This is a genomic window from Olsenella sp. Marseille-P4559, assembly GCF_900605015.1.
Taxonomy (GTDB): domain Bacteria; phylum Actinomycetota; class Coriobacteriia; order Coriobacteriales; family Atopobiaceae; genus Tractidigestivibacter.
Window position 1 is genome coordinate 353,845 of the sequence record NZ_LR027573.1, and the last position, 18,542, is coordinate 372,386.

Below are 18,542 nucleotides of genomic sequence, written 5' to 3' on the forward strand. Positions count from 1 at the left end.
GAATGCCATAGAAATCAAATTATATGAAAATGATTTTCCGCCAATGGTACTGTGGACCCTGCGAGCGCGATATAGAAGGGATTGGCGTTATCCCCATTGCACAGAAGCGGGCGATACTCCCCTCGGGGAAGCATCGCCCGATGAAACAGCGGATGCCCGGTAAGGCCGGCGCTTCTCGCTAGCCTTCCTGCTTGCCCGCCTTCCTTCTCGCTAGCCATTCTTCTCGCTAGCGATGGTACGGTTAAAGAGCTGGAGGTTGTACTCGTTTGCGTCACGCGAGCTGTGGAAGAGCAGCAGGAGGATCGACTCGAGCACGTAGTTGATCGAGTTGTGAGAAAAGTCAAAGTCGTTTACGAGCAGATAGTCTCGGGAGGCAACCTTGAGGAAGACGTCCGCGCGCTCGACAAGCGGTGAGCCCTCGTTGCGCGTGACCACGATGGTGGAGACGCCGCGGTCGATGGCATTGTTCATTATCTTACGCAGGCGGTCCGACCGACCGGAGTTCGAGATCACGACCAGGCAGTCCTCCGGCTGCATGAGCGAGGCGGTAATCATGGCACCGTCGCTCGTAGAGGGGGAAATGGCGTTGACGCCTGCCTGGGAAAACTTGATGGCTGCGCTCTGCGCCATAGGAAGCGAGCTGCCCACGCCCACGAACATCGCGATGCGCGCAGACGAGAGCATGCCCACCGCCTTGGTGACGCTTTCCTCGCTGAGGGCGGCGAACGTGCTTCTCAGCTCCTCGATCTTTGTTTCGAGCACATAGTCGAGCGAGCCACGGATATCGGAGAGGCCTATGCCGCGCGAGTCATCGAACGAGCGCTCCTTGCTCGCGGTCTCCTCGCGCGCGAGGGCATAGCGCATGTCCGCAAAGCTTGCGTAGCCCAACGAGCGGACGAAACGCGAAACGGTAGTGTTAGAGATGCCCGAGAGGCGGGCTATCTCGACCGCCGAGAGCGACGAGACGGTCCCCTTGTGGTTGAGAATGAAATCCGCGACGGCCTTCTCGGCATCCGAAAGGTCCTCGTAGCGCTGCAGAATTGCGTCGATGACCCCTCCGCGGGTCTCGTTTCCTGTCATGGCTTCCCCTCTCTGGATAGGACTCTAGGGTAGCACCCAAAGAACTCCAGGACTCCAGGAGAGACATCGCCGGCGCGAACCTAGGGCACCGTCGGCGGAAGCGAGCTCCTTGCGCTATTCTGAGTGCGCACATGCGTTAACGAGGGGAACCACATGGACAAAGATCGCATGGAGGCGTTCAGCGATGGCGTGATTGCCATCATCATTACAATCATGGTTCTTGGGATTTCTGCGCCGGAGGGCAATTCGCTCGCCGACCTTCTCAGCCTTGTCCCTGCCATCTGCGCCTATGCGGTGAGCTTCGTTGGCGTGGGAACATACTGGAACAACCACCATCACCTGCTCAAGCTCGTCTGTCGCGTGAACGGCCGCATGCTCTGGGCCAACCTCGCTTTCTTGTTTATGCTCTCGTTCTTCCCTCTCGCAACCGACTGGATGCAGAAGACTGGATTCTCGGCACTGCCCACCACCTGCTATATGTTGCTCAACATACTTGTTTCGCTTACGTATATGAATCTGGAGCGCATCATTCGTCACCAGTTGAGTGGGAGCACTCCGGCTGCGGCAGCCACCGAAAGCGAGATGGCAAAGCGTGCCGCCATGGAAAAGCGCTCGCTCTTGAAGGAGCGGCTAACCTTGGCATTTGAGACGGTAGCGCTGGTGCTGACGCTGCTTTTACCCAGCTCACACTATGCCGTTGTGCTGCTTGCCCTGGCCTTCCTCCTGTGGATTGTGCCCGACCTACGCATCGTACGGCTGCTCGATTTCCTCTCCGAAGAGGATGGGTAGACTTCCGCAGCTGCACAAAAACGCCCTATCGCGGGGGATTCGGCACCTCGTTGCACAAAAACGCGCTAACGCGGGACACTAAAAGCCAGCCAATATCAAATTTACAACTACATATACAGTTTCTATAATATTTTACCTATTATTTCCATTATTATGTATCAAGAAGTTCAAACACTGATATCGGTCTCCCAAATGCCCCCGCGATAGCCCGTTTTTGTGCACCGTACCCGAGATTTCCCAGCGATAGGACGTTTTTGTGCAGGAAGTGCTTGGCGCACCACCGCCGGCCACGCGAGCGACCTTGATTCGCTACTCGTTCATGCCAGGATGACGTCGCAGGCGCTTGACTGCGGCGCGTCGGCCCTTCTCATCCAGCCGCCGACGCACGGACGCCCGCGTGGGCTTGGTCGCATGCCGCTTCTTTGGCCGGCGTGAGCGTCGGGCCAGTTCGGCATGAATTTTCTCGAGGCAGCGCTCACGATTCCGCAGCTGACTACGCGACTCCCTGCTCACCACGGTAATGTCCGTAGGCACATGGCGCATGCGAACGGCGGAGTCTGTCGTGTTGACGCCCTGTCCGCCCGGACCCGTAGCGCGAAATGCCTCCGCCTCGCACTGGCGCGCAAGTTCCGCCGATGAAAGGTTCGCATAGTGGGCATAGTCACGATATGTTAGTTTCTTCTCCATGGGCAAACCTTACGCCAAGGCGGGAATCGCGTCGAGAGGATGTCGCAGTACCTGGGCGCATCAATCGTGCTCGAGATTTTCAGATAACTTAAGTCATATGCCCCTGTCGTGTTCACCCTAGGAAGCCGCAGAGGATGCCCCCGCTGTTGGATAGAATCCAGACAACCGCAGGCTATCCCATCAGACAAAGAACGTGCCACAGCCGGTTCACACCTTGGCGCGACGCGGTGACGCGATTGGGGGATACCATGTCCAAGTCCAACAGCAGCACTACCGCTGACGCAATCACAAGGCGGTCGTTCGTCCTTGGTGGCGCGCTTGGAGCCCTCACGCTTGCAGGCTGCTCCAACAGCAAGTCTTCGGAATCGGCCAAGGGCGCGGAAGGCGCTGCAACGGCGGGTGCGTCGACTGACACTCTCGGCACTAACCCCACAGATCTCTCATCCGTCACGATAGACCCCGCCGCTTGGTGCAGGCCGTCTACTACGCCACGAAGGCCTACGTCACCAGCTGGTCGAACGCCCTCTGGCGCGAGCTCAAGGGCACCGGCGTCACCGTGACCGCCCTCATACCCGGCGCCATGCAGACGGGCTTCGCCAACGCGGGCGGGCTTGCCGACACCAGGCTGTTCGCAAACGCGGTCGACCCCATGCAGGTGGCACGAGACGGCTACGAGGGAATGCTCAAGGGCGAACTCAACGTGACGAGCGGCCTGCCCGGCTGACAGCGTCCCATGATGGCACTGGCACCGCTCTTCCCCAAGAAGACCATGCTGGACTTTGTGTATGACCAGCAGGTCGCCGGCAGCGCCAACAAGTAAACTGCTAGGCAGACGGAGGTGACCACCATGAAGCGATACATCCTTGACCGCGAGTACTCGCGCATGCTGGCGGCGTTCGGTGTGAGCGCCGAGGAGGCCCTGCGCCGCGCGGGAGCTCCCGAGGACACCTTCGTGCGGGAGACGCCCACCATGACCGCCGAAGACTACTTCGCGTTCATGGAAGCCGTGGGCCAGCTGGCAGCCGGCGAGGACGCCGCTGTGCGCATGGCCAGCGCACAGGGCATCGAGCAGTTCAGCCCGCCTATCTTCGCCTCGTATTGCGCACGTGACGGCCGCGCCTGCATCGAGCGCCTCATGCGCTACAAGCGCCTCATTGGCCCCATGGAGTTCATCGTGGACGAGAAGGGCGGCCTCCTCTCCGTCGAGATGACCTGCGGCGATGCGGACCTCACCATGCCCGGCTTCCTCGTGCAGGTGGAGTTTTCCTTCCTGGTGAACCTCCTGCACACGGCAACGCGCCAGCACATAGGCGCCGCCGAGGCCCAGATGCAGGAGCCGCCTGAGGGCACGTCCTTCTCGGCATTCCTTGGGTGCGAGCCGCAGAAGGGCCCGCGCAACGTGCTGGCGTTTGTCTCGACGGACATGGACGTCCCCTTCGTAAGCCACAACGATGCCATGTGGAGCTACTTCGAGCCCGAGCTGGGCCGGCGCCTGGCGGAGCTCGAGGTGGACGAGTCCCTCTCCGCCCGCGTCCGCAGCGCCCTGGTAGAGATGCTGCCCGCCGGCGAGTGCGGGGCGGACGACGTAGCGCGCAGGCTTGGCATGAGCCGTCGCACCATGCAGCGCAAGCTGGGCGAGGAAGGCACCACGTTCCAGAGGCAGTTCAACCACACGCGCGAGCTCTTGGCCAAGCACTACCTCACAACCACGTCCATGGGCACCGACCAGATTGCCTACCTGCTGGGATACCTTGAACTCAACAGCTTTTTGCGCGCATTCAACTCGTGGTGCGGCATGAGCCCCAGCGAATGGCGCAAGCGCAACACAACTGACTAGCAAGGAGACAAGGAAAGCGGCCACATAGCTAGAGAGTAGGCCTGGGACGCTTGTTCGGCATCCCAGGCCTTACTTGACTTAGAGCGTTACCAAGACGGCACTCGGCGCCGGCGCTACTTCTGTACCTTCTCGGCGGCACGCTCGGCTGCGCGCTTCTTGTGGTTCCTCCAGCCGGTCCAGACGATGAGGGCAATGCCGGCCACGCCCACGACATTGATGCCGATACGGACCTTCATCGCGAACTGAACGCCCGGCACATAGATGCTGCCCGGCATGGAGCCGCACATGGCCTTGGAGTTCACGATCGTATAGAGCAGATGGTGCATGGCCTCGCGGGCATAGTGGTACTGCTCGGAATCGTTCGAATCGAAGGCCCACTCGTTGCCGGTCGTAGGCATGTACGTGAGCTTCGTGTCGCCACCAGCCTCGATCATCTGCTGGGCACTCATGAACTTGCCGTCATTGGCTGCATCGGTGATGACCCAGCCCTCGAAGCCCCACTCGTTGCGAGCGACTTCGGTCAGAAGCGCATAGCTGCCTCCTGCCCAGGTGGCACCGACCCTGTTGAACGATGTCATGATTGCCTGGCAGGCAGGATGCTCGCGGGTGGCGTTCGTGTAGGTGCCGTCGCCGTTGTCCTTCACATAGCTCTCTTCGACGGTGCCCGCTTTGGCGCACATCTCGAAGGGCTTGAGGTAGGTCTCGCGGATGGACTGCTCGTTTGCCCAGGTGACGAGGCTTCCGCCATCACCACGGTCACCACGGTGGTTTTCCTGGTCGTTCAGGGCAAAGTGCTTCATCGTGCAGTACATGCCCTTCTCGGCAGCGGCACGGATCTCGAGCGATGCGCAGGTGCCGCTCAGGAACGGGTCTTCCGAGTAGTACTCGCTGTTGCGGCCGGAATACGGCGTGCGGTGGATGTTCATGCATGGGGCATACCAGCCAGAGGCGCCACCGAGGATGGCCTCATTGCCAATCATGTTGCCGAAGGAGGTGGCAAGGTCCTGGTTCCAGGTCTGCGCCAGCACGATTGGGCTGCAGAACGACATGGCCCCTCCCGCCACCATGGATCCGGAGCCTCCGTAGATAAGGCCCGACGCAGAGTCGGCATCGAGGCCGAAGGGCTTGCCGACGCTCTCGAGGTACTCGGTGCCGTAGCCGCCACGGTTGATGCTGATGTCGTAGTCGGAGACGGTAAGCTCGTCCAGGAGGCTGTCCCACTTGGAGTCGCTGTAGTCAAGCCCGCGCATGTCGGCGAGCGTGAGGCCGTTCTTCTGCCCATACGTGGGCGTATCGCTGAAGTCGGAGCTTTCCGTCTCTGGGTTGCCCGAATCGTACGAGTTGAGCCTGTCCAGAAGTGACTGGCTCGCTACCTTGCCATACACATAGCTCTTGCCATCTGCATCGTTGATCTCGTTGCCCCACGTAGAGATCTCGTCCGTGACCCCTCCATCGTGCTTCGGGAACGTGCCCGTCCAATCAGAGCGCGTGAGATAGGTCACATCTCCTACTGCATCGTCGAAGCGGTTCGTGACCTCTGCACCGGTCTGCGTATCCGTTGCATACGTCATCGTGTCGACCTCGGTGTTGGCAGGGACGTACGTGGCAACCATCACAGTGTCCCCTGCCGCATCGGCAGGGGTAGCACCCTTTGCCGCAAGCACATTGTTCACGGCGTCGTGGCTCGTATGAGCGACGGTGAGGTAGTAGGTACCGGCATCGAGGATCCAGGTCTTGGCGCCGTTCGAGTCATACGAGGCAAGCTGGCTCTGGTCGAACGTGACGGTCACGTCCTGGCTCTCGCCGGGCTGAAGCTCGTCCGTCTTTGCATAGCCCACAAGCACGACAGAGGACTTCTCGACGCCGTTTGCCTTGTCATAGTCCATATGGGGAGACTGTGCATAGAGCTCCACGACATCCTTGCCGGCAACGTCGCCGGTGTTCGTCACCTGTACCGTTGCCGTGCAGGTTGTGCCGTCCCAACTCGTTTGGAAGCCAGACCAGTCGAACGTCGTGTAGGAAAGTCCGTAGCCAAACGGGTAGACGACCTCATCCGCATACGTATAGTCTCCGGCATTGCCCTGTCCGAGCACAGCATCCTCGTAGCGCGTCTCGTAGTACTAGTAGCCGACATAGATGCCCTCGGCATAGCTCACGTAGTTGTAGCCGGTATCTGTGCCATCCTCATTGAGATAGGCGTAGTCGCCGAAGTTCTGGGCTGCCGGGCTTGCAAGCGTATCTGCAGCAAAGGTATCCACCGTGCGACCGCTCGGATTGATGCGCCCACTGAAGATGCCGGCGAGAGAGTTCACGCCATACGTACCCGTACTCGGCACATAGAGGACGCTCTTGATGTTCGGGAACTGGGAGAGCCAGCCAAGCTCCATTGCCTGGGAGGTATTGACTACGAGCACGACATCAGAGTAGTTGTCATTGAGGTACTGCAGGATCTCGAGCTCCGTGGGGTCAGGCTCGAGGTACGTCTTTGCTTGGTCCTCTGCATTGCCTGCATGGTTGTACATCGAGCGTGCGGCATCCCTGCCCTCGCCGGCAACGCGCTTCAGAACGAAGACAGGAACCGTGCCCTTGGCAGAGTCGAGCACGCCGTCAGAACCCTGGAGCACAGAGAGCGGGCACTCATTGATGGAGAAGTCCTCTGCGTCGCCCCAGCTGATGGAGCCGTTGCCTAGGCTGTAGTCCTTGCCAGCACCTGTGAGGTAGAAGTCCTCGAGCGTGGCATTGACGTTCATGCCCTCCGCTTCGAACGCCTCGTTCAGGCTGTCATACGAGCCGCTGGTGCCCAGATAGGAGCTTGCGGTCGTTTGACCAGAGAGCGTCTTTCCCGACTCGCCAAAGAAGCTGAATGTGGTGCCTTGCGCAAAAGGCATCGTGTTACCGTCGTTCTTGAGCAGCACGTATCCCTCACCAGCAATCTGCTCGTCGAGCGACTTCTCTGCGTCTTTGATAGTGTCAGTCGTGTAGTCAGCCTTGTTGTACTCGAGGTCGAGTCCTGCGGTATCCACCTTCGAGTTGTCCCAGGACTGCTCGTAGCCGAGCATGTTGTTCAACATGCGTGCATAGGTCGGCAGCACCGTATTGCCCGCCACCATAAGCACGGAAAGAAGCACCACGAGCACAGTCTTTAGCACGCTCTTTATGACCCGCCCTACCTTGCGGGCAGTGCTGATCCTTTTGACCATTGCCCCTCCCATCAGAGTATCGATGCTGCCCTTACCAGCGAAAACATAGCTTCAGCTGGGCTTGGGTGCTTGGGTGTTGACTGATTCTGCCGGCTGCGCGACAGAAGCCGCTCTGCCAGACCGTGAGGACAGGACCGGTTGAATCTAGTACGCTACAGGAGGTGGGGATGGAAGGGGTGTCTCATGACAGACTGCAGGATACTCATGGTGGAGGACTCCGATGAAGAGGCCACCATCCTTCTCAACCACCTCGAGCACTATGGGAAAGTGCATGGCATCCGCTTCATCACGACGCGCTCGGTCACGGCCTTCGAGCTGGTAAACGACGCCATTCAGGCAGACCTCGTCTTCATGGACATCGACCTGCCCGGCATCAACGGCATGGAGGCGGCAGAGATGCTTCGCGAATCAGACACCACGACGCCACTCATCTTTGTGACTAACCTCGCTCAGTATGCGGTACGCGGCTATCAGGTCGATGCACTGGACTTCATGGTCAAGCCCATCGCATATGGGGACTTCTCGATGCGCATGGACCGGGCCATGCGCGCCGTGAAGAAGAACGCAGGCAGGACCGTGGCGATTCCCACCGCTGGCGGAATGCGACTCGTTGAGATTGATGACATCATCTATGTCGAGCTGTCCAAGCACGACCTCGTGTTCCATCTGTGCGGAATCCAAGGGGGCCTTCGGAGACGAGGCAGCATAAAATCGCTGGTAGATGAGCTTCCAACGGACAAGTTCCTCCTCGTGAGCCAGGGATGCATCGCAAACATGGGGCACATCGCGACGGTGCGCGGGGATGCGGTCATGCTCGATGACGGCACGATGCTCTACTTCAGTCGATCGCGCAAGCGTCCAGGCATGGAAACGCTCGCACGATACCTGGGTGGCACCATATGACGCCGATCCCCATAGACATCGTTGCCCAGGCCATCTCGTCCACCGCGATGTTCGCGGAGGTCCTCTGCGCATCCAGCCTGTTTGCGCATGGGCAGCCACGCAGATCTCAAGCGCCCGTGCGCGCAGCGGCCATTGTGGTTGGTTTTCTCGGTATCTCTGTAATCATGATCTGCGTGACGTTTCTCGTTGCCAGTCCCGAGGACATCCAGTGCGCAATGGAGATTGGGAGAATCGGAGCGGAGCTCCCCGCGGTCATCGCCCCCTTGGCGTTTTGCGCCATGGCCCTCGTTGCCACCATACCTGCGTTGCCCTCCTGCTTCGAGATGAGCTTTCTCGCAGCGACCTATTGCGCGACAGCGGGGTATGCGCTTCAAAACCTGGCGAGTAGCGTCTGGGAGCTTATTGGCCTGACTCCCGTAGGTGCGAATCGCCTCTTCACAGCGATGCCCCTTGCTCTCACCGTTGCATACTACGCATTGGTATATGCAATGGCATGGCAGGTGTTCATCCGTCGCATTGACCCCTCGGGGCTTGCCGGGCATCTCGACCCAACGCTTCTTCCCATGATTGCCGTGGTTGTGTTTGGCGTGATTGGCTTCGACCTCATCCTGAAGTATGTGGTCCTTGGCGCACTCCGCATGGATGCGGTCATATGCCTGCGTCTCATCCATATATTGGTCTGCTCGTTCGTGATGGCCGCAGAGGTGCAAGTCGTGGCGGTACACCGGCTCGCGGGCGAGAAGGCCACGGCAGAGCGCCTGCTCGCCGAGCGCGAACGCCAATATGCCATGAGTCGGGAGAACATCGAGGCCATCAATCTCAAGTGCCACGACCTGCGCCACCAGATAAGGACGCTCGCCGACGGTGGCACCTCCGTAGACAGGTCCGCGCTCGACGGCGTGGCCAGCGAGATTCGCGTATACGACTCGGCAGTGCGCACGGGCAACGAGGCCTTGGACACGATTCTCACGGAGAAGAACCTTGTGTGCGAGAGAAGCAGCATTACACTTAGCTGCATCGCCGATGGCACGGCGCTAGCGGGGATGGCACCCGCTGATATTTACTCCTTCTTCGGAAACGCCCTCGACAACGCGGTACGAGCGGTGACTGCGCTCGACGACCAAGCGCACCGGTCAATCTCGCTCATCGTTCGCATGCGCGCTGGCATGGCAAGCGTCCATGTCGAGAATTACTATGATCCGGGTACCCATGACCTGGAGTTTTACGACGGCCTCCCACGGACCACGAAGGCCATTACCGCAGACCATGGCTTTGGCACCCGTTCCATGCGCGCCATCGTAGAGCGCTACGGCGGCACCATCAGCTTCTCCGCTAGCGATGTGACGTTTTGCGTGGATGCCCTGTTGCCTATGGAGAAGAACGGTGCGCCGAACTCGTGCTGAGCACGGCACCGCGGCCGCACTGGCTTTTGAGGCCGCCAACTGACCCTGCCCCCACCTACAGCCCCTCCCGCCCAGCGAAGGGCAGGAGCAGCAGATGGGTTCACATCCATGGGAACCGACCAGATCGCCTGCCCCCAACCTCGAAGCTCATCGCGTGACAAGGCAAGCCTTACGGACATGGCTGAGTAGAGAGAAGCCTGTCTCACAACCAAGTGAGTGATGGGGCAAGGCAACCCGCCTCCAGCGGGGTGCGCCACTCCCAGCACGGCACGCCACCCCGTGGCCCTGGTGTCGCCAGACCTTCGGCGGCAGCAATTAATGCACGTAACTTTACGGTTGCTTCTCGCCCAACTGGGCAAACGTCGAGGAGACCAAAAGCTGCGCGCGATAATCTCAGAGGCACCAGTTCCAGACGGCCCCAAGGGCACCCGCAACACCTAGGCAAGCTCCAATGCCAGCAGGTCCAGGCACCCATTCAAGCACGCAAGCTCAATCGAGACGCGAGCGCCGAGTCCATGCACATCCACCTGCGAGGTCTGCCACTCGGCACTATCCAGCTGAAGTCTCCCTACAGAGGCACCGTCCACTCGAACCTCCAGCGATCCGCTGCCGCGCCCCACAACTCCGACGCCACGGGTTCTCGTCAGGTCGAAGTAGCGGTAGAGCGCATAGCAGCCGCCAGACATTCCTCCCACGAAACGCACCGCATCTGACCCCTCGCCCTCGTGGGTCACCATGGGGATGCCTTGCACTGCCCGGTTGCCCGTATGCGGCATGTGCCCGTTCGTGAGGTGGCAGCAGATGGTGGCGGGATAGGTGCCCCGCCCGCGCAGGTTGCCCTCGCTAAGTCCGCACGAGGTCAATGGCACCTGCGCAATCGAGCCATCTGCCTGTGGAAAGATCTTCTCGGCACACATCTGGCGAGACCAGTCAGTGCCGTGCGTCAGCCGATGGTAGAACACATACCACTGGTCACCGATGCGCTCAATGGAGCCGTGCGTGGTGCCCGTGGCATTGGCGCGGTCGCGCTCGTCGCGGCCGTCCACGCCCACGTCGCCGTTGCTCACCAGCACTCCACCATACGTGAAGCCCCCGTCGGGGCGGTCGCTTGTGGCGTAGCACAGCTCGTGGTTGTTCACCGAGGAGTATACGAACACGTAGCGCTCCCCCACCTTCCGTATGCTGGACGCCTCGAAGAACCCATGGCCCACCATGCCATGCCCCGCAGACAGTGCTGGAATGGCGAAGTGGCTGGCGAACGGCGTGTGCCTGGTGTCTGTGGGTAGCACCCGGACGGGCTGCGTGGCCACCGTCAGCATGTCATCCTGCAGCGTGCAGGTGACGGGTCCCATGACGCCACCAGGTTGCGCGGCTATCTGCTGCGGCGTCTTGCCAAACATGCCCGCCTCCACGCGACGGAAGACCGGGCGCAGCACGACAGGCATCTGGTCGAATGGCCACCACGTGCCGTAGTACAGGCGGATGGTGCCGCCGTCGTTCATGACCGCCGGGTCGAAGGGCACGAAGCGCCGCAGGAGCGAGCCATCCTCATTTCGAACGAACCCCAGGTAGTCATAGTTGCCGTCGGGCTCATCGCACACTGCCACGCTGATTGGCCCCTGGTAGCCGGCCAGACAGTAATACAGGTAGAAACGGCCGTCGTTGCCACGCACTACGTCAGGGGCATAGGCGTAGCGACGCCGAGGGCTCCACAGCGGGTCCTGCCGCGGACTGTAGCTGACGCCCCTGCTAGTCCAAGCCGAGAGGTCATCTACCGGTGCCGAGAAGAACTCGTAGTCGCCCATGCAGAACTCATTTCCGCCCTCGACGTCGTGGCTGCCAAAGAGATAGGCGCGCCCGCCAAAGACGTGCACCTCGCCGTCAGCCACGTAGACGTCCTGCGGCAGGAAGGGGTTCACCGCCTGGCCCCGCAGCCCGTCGAACTCACGCAAGCCAGTACTCACCGGCCGCCACCGTCCATGAACGCGAACGCCGCAGCCAGCGCCGCACGTGCCTCGGGCATGCGGGTGAAAACCTGGAACGCGTGGCAACACCCGTGCTGGATGTCGATTGCGCAGGGGTGCCCCGCGTCGCAAAGCCGCTGGTGCAGCTCGCGCGAGTCGTCCAGCAGAGCCTCGGTGTCTGACGCGCTGAGAAACACCGGCGGCAAGCCCGCATAGTCACCGTACAGGGGCGAGACGATGGGGTCGCGCAGGAATGCCCGGTCGTCTCGGTGCTTCCCGTAGACCAGACGCAGCTGCCCCTGCTCGACAGCGTGCCGCAGCATGTAGTCGGTATCCGCGTTTGCCCTGTGCGAGGCAAGCACCTCAGCCTGCGTCACCGAGGCAGAGAGCGCGACGATGCCCTTGGGCTGTGCCATTCCCCGCTGCTTGAGCAGCAACGCCAACGACAGCGCCAACGTGCCACCAGCGCTCTCGCCTGCCAGGATAACCTCGCTGGGATCGACCCCTAGGGCGAGAAGGCCCTTCCACGCCGCAAACGCGTCATCCACCTGTGACGGCCACAGATGCTCTGGCGCCAGCCGGTAATTGCAGCTCACGCAATTGTAGCCAAAGCGGTCGGCGATGTATTGGCATATCTCGCGGCGCTCGCGTGCGGACCCCACGGTAAAGCCACCACCATGGATGTAGAGCACCCAACCGTGGTGATTGCCGGGCTTCGTGACACGCTCCCCACCCAGTCCGTTAAGGTCAATCTGCTCGACCACCACGCCCCTGGGAGGACGAGGCGGCTTGCGGTCGTTGCGTTGCCTCTCGGCCACGTAATCGTGGGACTGGCCGGGCTCATCCTGCGGCATCAGCCGGAAGACCACGTTCATCAGGTGTGCAAACGCGCTGGTCATGGCTAGCCCCTCCTGCAGCTCTGCGGAGCAACCTCGTCGAGAGCGGGCAGGATGTACCCGTCACGCCACGCAAGCTCTCCCTCGTGGTTCAGGTGGATGCCATCACTCCTAAAGAGGTCGCTACGATACTCGCCTGCGTCATACGTCATCGCAGACGCATCCACGAACGTCATGTAGTCCGAGTGCTCCTCGCACAGCTTTGCAAGCTCCTCGTTCACACGCTGCGTCAGCGCAGTGTACTCGGAACGGCCCGGGAGCAGCAGTCCGCTCATCACCACGAACTTGGCATCGGGAAGCCTATCGTGGAACGTCGCGTACATGTCCCTCTTGTAGTCCATGCACTTGCGAAGCTTCTCGTCATCTGTCCCCACCATCTGTGTGTAGTCGTTCGACCCAGTTTGAAACACCACGACCGCAGGGTCATACGGATAGAGCAGACGGTCCGCATACTTGACCAGAAGCTCGTCCGTACTTCCGCCGAACCCATGGTTCTGGACCCTGTACTGCGGGAAGTCGTCATCCAGCTGGCTCCACAACGTGAAGTTGCTCATGCCGTAGAAGACGACCTCCCCCTCGCGCGAGCTCGCGTCGTAGCGGTCCTCGATTGACCTGACGTCGGGCTCCCAGTCGCGCAGCCCCGCGAACGGGCCCCAGCCTATGCGCTGCCCCGTGACCACGAGACCCACAAGCACCGCCACGGCACCTGCGGCAACATCGAACACCATCTTCTTTCCCAGGTCCATACGCTTGCACCTACCTTCTGTGCCAGGGCGCGTGGCCGTTGGCCAGGTTCAGGAGCGCGTTTGCCAGCCACACGGGCATGGCACCACCCGAGCAGTTCACCAGGCCAAACAGCGCACATCCCGCGCTGGACATGATTGACATGCGGCACTGCGGGTCGGTCTTGTCCTCATAGCCGCGCTCGATGGCGCCCTTGATCTGGTCGGCGAAGAAGCGGCAGGCACCGGAGGTCTCGGCCATCTCGAGCAGCGAGTCCGTCTCGTCGTAGCTGCCCTTGGTGTGGCGTGCCTCGGGGGGAATGGCGTACCCGAGCAGGGCCTCGAAGTCTGCCTGGGTGGGCTTTCCCTTGGGCGCCTGGTACCACGTGCCGGCAAGCGCATCGGGAGCAGTGGCCCCGGCACCTGTCACCTCCAGCGTGCCCGAAAGCCGTACGTCCTCAACCGAGGAGCCAACAAAGACCTGGTAAATGCCACTGGAGATCTTCCAACCACCATCCCAGGCGGAGAGGGACCTCTCGTCCAGCTCCACGCTCACACGCTGCGTCTCACCCGGCGCAAGCGGCACGCGCGCAAAGCCCGCAAGCTGGACGCGCGGCCGGGGCACCCCATCCGCAGGCGCGCCAACGTAGACCTGGGCCACCTCCGCACCAGCACGCTCCCCGGTGTTCGTGACCGCAAAGCTCGCCGTGCGGCTAGCGGCATCCACCTCAAGGTCACCGTACGAGAAGCTCGTGTACGAGAGCCCGTGCCCAAAGCAGTGCGCAACGGGGACGCCTGCGGTCTGGTAGTAGCGGTACCCCACAAACACGCCCTCGCGGTACTGCGACTGACGATGCGGGTTGCCCCACCACCCCATGCACGGAGCGTCTCCCGCGCACAGCGGCCAGGTCTCGGGCAGCTTGCCGGAGGGATTCGCCACGCCCTCGAGCACGTCGACCGTCGCCTCGGCACCCGCCTCCCCGCCAAGACCTGCGTACAGCGCCGCGGCAACGTCCTTCTCCCAGGGCATCTCGACAGGGCTTCCGCACTGCAGCACCACCACGGTGCGCGGGTTGACGGCGGCCACGAGCCGGTCCATCCCCTCGGGCAGGCGCATGTCATCTCGGTCGTAGCCCTCGGACTCGATGGTCTCGGGCAGTCCCACCACCACAACGGCCACGTCCGCCTCACCGGCCGTGCGCACGGCCTCCTCTACCAGCTCATCCGTCGTCTCCCCGGTGCGGGCGTTATAGCCTGCGGCGTATGACCAGCCAGGACGCAGCTCGCGCACGCTTGAAACATGCCGTGCGTTGATGTGGCTGGAGCCCCCACCCTGATAGCGGGGCTTCTCAGCCAGCTGCCCTACAAGCGCCACGCTCGCGCCCGCCGCAAGCGGGAGCACACCATCGTTGGCGAGAAGCACGTGCCCCTCGGCGGCAGCACGACGCGCAACCGCACGGTTGGCGACAACGTCCACGGCAGGCGCTCCCTCCGCATCGTTCGCATGCGCGATCGCCAGCGCGGCCAGACGCCTGGCAGACTCGAGCACGCGCTCGCGGCGCAGCCTACCCGAGGCCAGCGCAGCAGACGCCTGTCCCTGCAGGTGCCTGCCACCGCCGGGCATGGCCAGGTCGCAGCCGGCCTCGTAGGCGTCAGCGCGATCGTGCATGCCACCCCAGTCGGTCACCACGACGCCATCAAAGCCCCACTCGTCACGCAGGATGTCGCGCAGAAGGTGGCTGTTGTCGCTGCAGTAGATGCCGTTGAGCATCACGTAGGCGCTCATGACCATCTGGGGCTCGGCCTCGCGGACCACCATCTCAAAGGCACGCAGGTAGATCTCGCGCAGCGTCCGCTCGTCCACGATGCAGTCGTTGGAGAAGCGCTTGTACTCCTGGTTGTTCACGGCAAAGTGCTTGATGCACGAGCCCGCGCCCGTGAACTGGACGCCCTGCACGTAGCGCGTGGCCAGGGTGCCCGTCAAAAGCGGGTCCTCGCTGAAGTACTCGAAGTTGCGGCCGCAGAGCGGGCTTCTCTTGATGTTGAGCCCCGGCCCCAGGACAACGCCCACGCCAAGCGCACGAGCCTCGGCCCCTATGGCGCGCCCCACCTGCCCGGCAACGTCTGCGTCCCAGGTGGCGGCAAGCGTCGCCAGCGCGGGGAAGCAGGTTGCCGGCTCCGAGACGGTCATGCCCTTGGCGTCGGTGCCGGGCTTTTGGTAGCGAAGCCCGCTGGGGCCGTCGCTCACCGTGAGGGCTGGCACCCCCGCCTGGGAAAACCCCTTCGACCTCCAGAAGTCCGCGCCAACGCCAAGGTCCACGAGCTGCTCTTCGCTCAGTGCGCCCACGGCCTTCTCGGCGGCCCTGGTGTACTTGGAATCCATCTTCTAGCCCTCCCTTGCCGCACGCGCGACGCACTCGAACTCGTGAACACCGGCACCCACCTCGCGGGTGGACCCGTCCGGCAATACCACCGTAGCCGCACAGTTGGCAGGCACCTCCACGGCAAACCTCCAGCCGTCCCCCACACGCTGCCAGCCACAGCCGACAAACCCGCAGGGGCTCTCGTAGCCTGCCTTTGCATACGCGAAGCGGCCTCCCGGACGCGATGCCACCGTGAAGTGCCGCTCGCCGTCGGGCGTGATGCCGCACATCACGCGGAAGAGCCACGCGCACACGGCACCCTTGGAGTAGTGGTTGAGCGAGGCGATGCCTCCCTGGGCCTGTGTGCCCTCCCACGACTCCCACACCGTGGTGGCACCCATCTTGGGCATGAAGAGCCAGCCCGGCATCTCCTCGTTTTCCAGCAGGCGGTAGGCGGCATCCAGGTCATACTCGGCAAGCACGTCCAGGATGAGCGGCGTGGAGAGAAACCCCGTGCCCAGACGCCACCCGTAGCTCTCGCATGCCTTCACCAGGCGCTCGCGCGCATATGCGGTCTGCTGGGGGTCCAGGAGGCCAAAGGCCAGAGGCCGCACCAGACGCGCCTGCCTGCCCGTGTCGAGCGAGAACTCGGGCAGCCGCGAGAGCTCTTGGTAGGCAAGCTTGCAGCCCTCGGAATACCGGCGATACCTGGCCTCGTCCTCCTCATGCCCAAGCTCGCGGGCAATCTGGGCCATGCATCCCAGCACGTAGGCCGTGTAGGCGGTTGCCACCTCGGGATGCGGTGCCACGGTGTCCTTCCAGTCCATCTTGTGGACGTCTGCGGGCTCGGCCCACTCCCCATAGCACTGACCCATGTTGACCAGGTACTTCTTTGCCTCGCCATGGATGCCAACGCGCTTGGAGAAGGGGCCGCGCCGCCCGCAGTGACGAATCATGAACTCCGCGTAGCGGCGCATCCCGTCGTAGAGCTCCACCAGCACCGAAGCATCGCCGTAGTGCCTCCAGTAGCGGTACGGGATGAGAATCCCGGCATCCGCCCATCCCACCGAGCCGTCAAGGAAGCGCATGTAGGAGTCGACGCCGCCCGCAGGCGCCACCTGGGGGAGCTTGCCATCCCTCTTCTGCCAGTCGAAGAGGTCATGCAGCCACTTACGCTCGAACGAGCGGCAGTCGAAGAGGTACGAGAGGGTCTCGAAGAAGATCTGCGCGTCTCCCGACCAGCCGTGGCGCTCACGCGTGGGGCAGTCGGTGGGAACGTCGAGCGAGTTGCCCTTCGTGGACCACACGGTGCTCTCGAAGAAGCGGTTCAGGAGCTCGTTGGAGCATTCGAAGCTCCCGGTCTGGCGCATGTCGGAGTAGAGCGCAATGGCCGTAAGGTCGCCTTTGCCCAGCCTGGCGTCTGTCTCCACCTCGACGTAGCGAAACCCGAACACGGCAAACGTGGTGCAGTAGTGGTTGTGGCCCTCCCGGCACACGTACTCCACCTGCTGCAGCGGCGTGGCAAAGCCCTCGCGAGCGCACTGGATGTTCTTGAGCGTGAGGTTGCCCTCCTTGTCCAGCATCTCCCCGCAGCGCAGAAGCACGTGCTTTCCCTCGTGGGCAAAGAAGTCGAGCTCCACCCAGCCTGCGATGTTCTGGCCCAGATCAAAAAGCATCCGTCCGTTTGGGGCAGTCACGGGCGCAGGTGAGAAGCGCTCGTGCATCGTGACCGGCACGTTGTTCGAGGCCGTGGGGGCAACGTCATGGCGAGCAGCGCGGGCATGCCCGGCGTAGCTGGGGGCGCGCGTGGCGTCGACTATCTCGCCGTCCTTGTTGTCGGCAAAGAGGATGGGGCCGTCATTTGACCACTGCCAGTCCGTATCTGTGGCAACACGATCAACGTGGCCGTCGGCATACGTCACCTCGAGCTGCGCCAAAAGCTTTGTCTGGGTGCCATACTGGTTGAGAAGCCCCCACGCGCCACAGGACCCGCGATACCAGCCATCGGCAAGCTGGACCGTGAGCTCGTGCGCACCCGTCGCCAGCGCGGCAGTGACGTCGTAGGTCTGGTACTGGACGCGCTTGCGATAGTCCGTGTGGCCCGGCGCCATGCAGAAGTCCCCGACCTTCTCGCCGTCAATGCGTGCCTCGTAGAGGCCGCATGCGGTGATGTAGAGACGTGCCCGCACCGGAGCCTTGCCCACAGCGAACGCTCGACGGAAGCAGTCCACGGGGTAGCGGCCCTCGAGGATGGGCTCGGTCACCACCTGGTCGGGGCTCGCTGGGCGCATGGCGGCGACCATCTGCCTGAAGTTGCCCATCGCACCTGTGCGCGGGGTGGGAACGTCGTAGCTGCCGCTGATCCAACGGGCGCACCAGTCATCTGCCGAGAGAAGCCCCTCCTCGATGCTTGCGGACTCGGACCAGGGACCGCAGGCGTCACCGTCATCCCAGAGGCGCACGCGCCACGTAACGCGCTCGCGGCTGGCAAGGGTGGCACCGGGCCAGGCGATGCGCATGGAGGCGCTTGCGACCTTGCCCGTGTCCCAGAGCGTGGCACCCGCACCATCCTTGCATTCCACCTGGTAGGCGCTCTGGGAAAGACCGTCCTCGTCAATCCAGGCAAGCTCGGGGCACCTGACGTCTATGCCCAGGGGATTCGTGAGACACGCTGCGGTGAGGTTTGTGGCTCGCATGG

The 18,542-nt window shown here is 62.4% G+C and carries 14 protein-coding genes; 5 read left to right on the plus strand and 9 right to left on the minus strand.

The genetic code is table 11. From position 1 onward, the window contains the following. Nucleotides 1-210: 210 nt before the first annotated feature. The gene (locus tag E0E00_RS01575) at nt 211-1,080 is read right to left on the minus strand and encodes a MurR/RpiR family transcriptional regulator (protein WP_130810781.1); all 870 of its coding nucleotides are present in this window, start codon (nt 1,078-1,080) and stop codon (nt 211-213) included. Nucleotides 1,081-1,233: 153 nt separating this feature from the next. On the opposite strand from E0E00_RS01575, the gene E0E00_RS01580 reads away from it, so the two are divergent. Beyond that, entirely contained in the window at nt 1,234-1,869 is a 636-nt protein-coding gene (locus tag E0E00_RS01580) for a TMEM175 family protein (RefSeq protein ID WP_130810783.1), read from the plus strand. A 309-nt stretch (nt 1,870-2,178) separates the two neighbouring features. Here the strand turns inward: E0E00_RS01580 and E0E00_RS01585 are convergent, their stop codons facing one another. After that, on the minus strand, nt 2,179-2,556 hold the full coding sequence (locus E0E00_RS01585; protein WP_130810785.1) for a peptide chain release factor-like protein: 378 nt from the start codon (nt 2,554-2,556) through the stop codon (nt 2,179-2,181). 469 nt (nt 2,557-3,025) lie between these two features. Between E0E00_RS01585 and E0E00_RS01590 the strand changes: the two genes are divergently transcribed. Both E0E00_RS01590 and E0E00_RS01595 read left to right on the plus strand, forming a co-directional pair. Continuing rightward, nucleotides 3,026-3,280, plus strand: coding sequence for an SDR family NAD(P)-dependent oxidoreductase (locus E0E00_RS01590; protein ID WP_242622152.1), 255 nt, complete (start codon nt 3,026-3,028; stop codon nt 3,278-3,280). 123 nt (nt 3,281-3,403) lie between these two features. After that, entirely contained in the window at nt 3,404-4,393 is a 990-nt protein-coding gene (locus E0E00_RS01595; protein WP_130810787.1) for an AraC family transcriptional regulator, read from the plus strand. A 113-nt stretch (nt 4,394-4,506) separates the two neighbouring features. Here the strand turns inward: E0E00_RS01595 and E0E00_RS01600 are convergent, their stop codons facing one another. Continuing rightward, on the minus strand, nt 4,507-6,486 hold the full coding sequence (locus E0E00_RS01600; protein WP_207302606.1) for a glycoside hydrolase family 3 N-terminal domain-containing protein: 1,980 nt from the start codon (nt 6,484-6,486) through the stop codon (nt 4,507-4,509). A gap of 27 nt (nt 6,487-6,513) precedes the next feature. After that, nucleotides 6,514-7,593, minus strand: coding sequence for a glycoside hydrolase family 3 C-terminal domain-containing protein (locus tag E0E00_RS14575; RefSeq protein ID WP_207302607.1), 1,080 nt, complete (start codon nt 7,591-7,593; stop codon nt 6,514-6,516). A 183-nt stretch (nt 7,594-7,776) separates the two neighbouring features. Between E0E00_RS14575 and E0E00_RS01605 the strand changes: the two genes are divergently transcribed. Continuing rightward, nucleotides 7,777-8,496 (plus strand): LytTR family DNA-binding domain-containing protein, encoded by a 720-nt coding sequence (locus E0E00_RS01605; RefSeq protein WP_130810789.1) that lies wholly within the window; start codon nt 7,777-7,779, stop codon nt 8,494-8,496. Continuing rightward, on the plus strand, nt 8,493-9,899 hold the full coding sequence (locus tag E0E00_RS01610; protein ID WP_130810791.1) for an ATP-binding protein: 1,407 nt from the start codon (nt 8,493-8,495) through the stop codon (nt 9,897-9,899). Before E0E00_RS01605 ends, E0E00_RS01610 begins: the two co-directional genes overlap by 4 nt. 437 nt (nt 9,900-10,336) lie before the next feature. On the opposite strand, the gene E0E00_RS01615 is transcribed toward E0E00_RS01610, so the two are convergent. From E0E00_RS01615 to E0E00_RS01635, 5 genes are read right to left on the minus strand one after another with little or no spacing between them, the layout of a single operon-like run. Next, on the minus strand, nt 10,337-11,863 hold the full coding sequence (locus E0E00_RS01615) for a family 43 glycosylhydrolase (RefSeq protein WP_165443498.1): 1,527 nt from the start codon (nt 11,861-11,863) through the stop codon (nt 10,337-10,339). Beyond that, entirely contained in the window at nt 11,860-12,762 is a 903-nt protein-coding gene (locus E0E00_RS01620; RefSeq protein WP_130810795.1) for an alpha/beta hydrolase fold domain-containing protein, read from the minus strand. The genes E0E00_RS01615 and E0E00_RS01620 overlap by 4 nt, the downstream gene beginning before the upstream one ends. A gap of 2 nt (nt 12,763-12,764) precedes the next feature. After that, the gene (locus tag E0E00_RS01625; RefSeq protein ID WP_130810798.1) at nt 12,765-13,505 is read right to left on the minus strand and encodes a GDSL-type esterase/lipase family protein; all 741 of its coding nucleotides are present in this window, start codon (nt 13,503-13,505) and stop codon (nt 12,765-12,767) included. 10 nt (nt 13,506-13,515) lie between these two features. Further along, entirely contained in the window at nt 13,516-15,864 is a 2,349-nt protein-coding gene (locus tag E0E00_RS01630) for a glycoside hydrolase family 3 C-terminal domain-containing protein (RefSeq protein ID WP_130810800.1), read from the minus strand. A 3-nt stretch (nt 15,865-15,867) separates the two neighbouring features. Beyond that, nucleotides 15,868-18,540 (minus strand): family 78 glycoside hydrolase catalytic domain, encoded by a 2,673-nt coding sequence (locus tag E0E00_RS01635; RefSeq protein WP_130810802.1) that lies wholly within the window; start codon nt 18,538-18,540, stop codon nt 15,868-15,870. Nucleotides 18,541-18,542: the final 2 nt, after the last annotated feature.

Excerpts from the sequence above, each read along its gene's own strand:
- E0E00_RS01575 (WP_130810781.1), bottom strand. The coding sequence starts at position 1,080 with ATGACAGGAAACGAGACCCGCGGAGGGGTCATCGACGCAATTCTGCAG.
- E0E00_RS01635 (WP_130810802.1), bottom strand. The coding sequence starts at position 18,540 with ATGCGAGCCACAAACCTCACCGCAGCGTGTCTCACGAATCCCCTGGGC.
- E0E00_RS01620 (WP_130810795.1), bottom strand. The coding sequence starts at position 12,762 with ATGACCAGCGCGTTTGCACACCTGATGAACGTGGTCTTCCGGCTGATG.
- E0E00_RS01630 (WP_130810800.1), bottom strand. The coding sequence starts at position 15,864 with ATGGATTCCAAGTACACCAGGGCCGCCGAGAAGGCCGTGGGCGCACTG.
- E0E00_RS01585 (WP_130810785.1), bottom strand. The coding sequence starts at position 2,556 with ATGGAGAAGAAACTAACATATCGTGACTATGCCCACTATGCGAACCTT.
- E0E00_RS01625 (WP_130810798.1), bottom strand. The coding sequence starts at position 13,505 with ATGGACCTGGGAAAGAAGATGGTGTTCGATGTTGCCGCAGGTGCCGTG.
- E0E00_RS01595 (WP_130810787.1), top strand. The coding sequence starts at position 3,404 with ATGAAGCGATACATCCTTGACCGCGAGTACTCGCGCATGCTGGCGGCG.
- E0E00_RS14575 (WP_207302607.1), bottom strand. The coding sequence starts at position 7,593 with ATGGTCAAAAGGATCAGCACTGCCCGCAAGGTAGGGCGGGTCATAAAG.
- E0E00_RS01580 (WP_130810783.1), top strand. The coding sequence starts at position 1,234 with ATGGACAAAGATCGCATGGAGGCGTTCAGCGATGGCGTGATTGCCATC.
- E0E00_RS01610 (WP_130810791.1), top strand. The coding sequence starts at position 8,493 with ATGACGCCGATCCCCATAGACATCGTTGCCCAGGCCATCTCGTCCACC.
- E0E00_RS01605 (WP_130810789.1), top strand. The coding sequence starts at position 7,777 with ATGACAGACTGCAGGATACTCATGGTGGAGGACTCCGATGAAGAGGCC.